This window comes from Shimia sp., from assembly GCF_041624275.1.
GTDB lineage: Bacteria > Pseudomonadota > Alphaproteobacteria > Rhodobacterales > Rhodobacteraceae > Shimia.
The window spans coordinates 1-2,620 of record NZ_JBFJVE010000283.1 but is presented as its reverse complement, the minus strand read 5'-3'; the positions used below and the strand labels follow the sequence as shown (position 1 = coordinate 2,620).

Sequence of the window (2,620 nt, the reverse complement as noted above, 5' to 3'; positions counted from 1 at the left end):
GCGGTGGCGGCGCTGGCCTATGGCACCGAGAGCATCGCGCCGGTCGACAAGATCACCGGGCCGGGCAATGCCTTTGTGGCGGCGGCCAAGCGGCGGGTCTTTGGCAAGGTCGGTATCGACATGATCGCCGGGCCTTCGGAGATTCTGGTGATTGCCGACAGGGACAACAACCCGGACTGGATCGCGCTGGATCTGCTCAGCCAGGCCGAGCACGACGCCAATGCCCAGTCGATCCTGATCACCGATGATGCCGAGTTCGGCCGCGCGGTGGCGGTGGCGGTCGACAGGCGGCTCGAGACCCTCGAGCGGCGCGCGATCGCCGGCGCCAGCTGGCGCGATTTCGGCGTCGTGATCACCGTCGCCGATCTGGATCAGGCGGCGGCGCTGTCGAACCGGGTGGCGCCGGAACATCTTGAGCTTTGCGTCGCCGACCCGGAGGCGCTGGCCGAGAAGATCACCCATGCCGGGGCGATCTTCCTTGGCCAGTACACCCCCGAGGCGATCGGCGATTACATCGGCGGGCCCAACCACGTGCTGCCCACCGCCCGTTCGGCGCGGTTCTCCTCGGGGCTGAGCGTGATGGACTTCCTCAAGCGCACCACCCTGTCCAAGATGACCCCGGCCGCGCTGCGCGCCATCGGCCCGGCGGCCGAGACCCTGGCGATCAGCGAAAGCCTCGAGGCGCACGGGCTCAGCGTGCGGGCGCGGCTGGAGGCGCTGAACGGCTGATCTGCTGCATTGCTCCGCCCGCGATGTTCGGCTAACCATGTCGGCAACGCGAAGCGAGTAAGTAAGCCCATGCAACGTATCAGCAAGATCGAGATCGACGACCGCAACCTGCCGCCTCCGACGCCGGAGATCGAACAAGAGCGCAAGGTCGCCATGTTCGACCTGCTGGAAGAGAACACCTTCGGCCTGCCCAAACGTGACGACCGGGTGGTGCCCGACGGGCCCTATTGCGTCGAACTGTCGATCCGCGACAAGCGGCTGGTCTTCGACGTGGCCACCGAGACCGGCGAGAAGGCGGCCGAGTTCCACCTTTCGCTGTCGCCCTTCCGCCAGGTGGTCAAGGATTACTGGGCGATCTGCGAGAGCTATTTCGACGCCGTGAAGAACATGCCGCCGAGCCAGATCGAGACCATCGACATGGCGCGGCGCGGCATCCACAACGAGGGCGCGCGCATTCTCGAGGAGCGCCTCGAGGCCAAGGCCGATGTCGATCACGACACCGCGCGGCGCCTGTTCACGCTGATCTGCGTGCTGCATTTCGGAGGGTGATCCCGGTGCCGTCCGCCCTTCCGCAATCGGTCCTGTTCTGCTGTGATCACAATGCGGTGCGCTCGCCGATGGCGGAGGCGATCATGAAACGTTTCTACGGCAGCGACACCTACGTGCAGTCGGCCGGGATCAAGAACGACCTCGAGGTCGACGGTTTCGCGATCGCCGTCTGTCAGGAGCTTGGGGTCGAACTGGCGCGCCACCGGTCGCGCAGTTTCGAGGAAATGGAGAAATGGGGCGACCAGCTGTCCTCTTTCGATCTGGTGGTGGCGCTGACCCCGGCCTCGCGCCGCGAGGTGCAGGACCTGACGCGCTATTACCACCTCGAGGTCGAATACTGGCCGATTTCCGACCCCTGCGGCATCGGTGAAAGCCGCGAGGCGCGGCTGGCGGCCTATCGCCAGAGCCGCGACGAGATCATCGCCCGGCTGACCGAGCGCTGGGGCGCGCCACGCGGGTAGTGGCCTTTCCGTCTGCAACTCTGGGGGGCAAGGAAGCCTCTGGTCATGGCCGGCAAAGACGCATAAACAACGCTGACACGCAAATAACGGAGCGAGAGGCAGATGATCGGCAAGCGACGCCAGACCCGCGACGGGATCCGGATTCACAGCGCGGCGGATTTTGCCGGCATGCATGCGGCCGGGGCCCTTGCGGCGCGGATTCTCGACGAGATCGCCGAACATGTCTTTCCCGGCCAGACCACCAGCGAGATCGACCGGCTGATCGAGGCCAAGGTCGAGGCCGCCGGCGCCAAGTCGGCGACCATCGGCTATCGCGGCTACCAGCACGCCAGCTGCATCAGCGTCAACCACGTGGTCTGCCACGGCATTCCCGGCGACAAGAAGCTGAAGGATGGCGACATTCTCAACATCGACGTCACGGTGATCGTCGATGGCTGGTTTGGCGATACCAGCCGCATGTATGTGGCCGGCAAGCTGGGCCGCAAGGCCGAGCGGCTGATCCAGGTGACCCATGATTCGCTGATGAAGGGGATCGAGGCGGTGAAGCCGGGCAATACCTTCGGTGACATCGGCCATGCCATCCAGTCCTTCGTCGAAGGCCACCGCATGAGCGTGGTGCGCGATTTCTGCGGCCACGGGCTGGGCGAGGTGTTCCACGCGCCGCCCAACGTGCTGCACTATGGCCGTCCCGGCACCGGCGCGGTGCTGGAAGAGGGCATGTTCTTCACCATCGAGCCGATGGTCAACCTTGGCCGCCCCGAGACCAAGGTGCTGGCCGACGACTGGACCGCGGTCACCCGCGACAAATCCCTCAGCGCCCAGTTCGAGCATTCGGTCGGCGTCACCGCTGATGGCTACGAGCTCTTCACCCTGTCACCGTC

At 65.6% G+C, this 2,620-nt stretch carries 4 protein-coding genes; all 4 read left to right on the top strand.

Annotated elements, in window-relative coordinates; genetic code table 11:
• On the top strand, positions 1 to 729 hold a 729-nt coding region (gene hisD / locus ABZD10_RS15120; protein ID WP_372887779.1), incomplete at its 5' end, for a histidinol dehydrogenase.
• A 69-nt stretch (positions 730 to 798) separates the two neighbouring features.
• Complete coding sequence (locus tag ABZD10_RS15115) at positions 799 to 1,278, top strand: UPF0262 family protein (RefSeq protein WP_372887777.1); 480 nt, start codon at positions 799 to 801, stop codon at positions 1,276 to 1,278.
• Positions 1,279 to 1,283: 5 nt separating this feature from the next.
• On the top strand, positions 1,284 to 1,739 hold the full coding sequence (locus ABZD10_RS15110; protein WP_372887776.1) for a low molecular weight phosphatase family protein: 456 nt from the start codon (positions 1,284 to 1,286) through the stop codon (positions 1,737 to 1,739).
• Between the two features lie 102 nt (positions 1,740 to 1,841).
• The coding region (map, locus tag ABZD10_RS15105; RefSeq protein ID WP_372887774.1) for a type I methionyl aminopeptidase at positions 1,842 to 2,620 on the top strand (779 nt) is incomplete at its 3' end.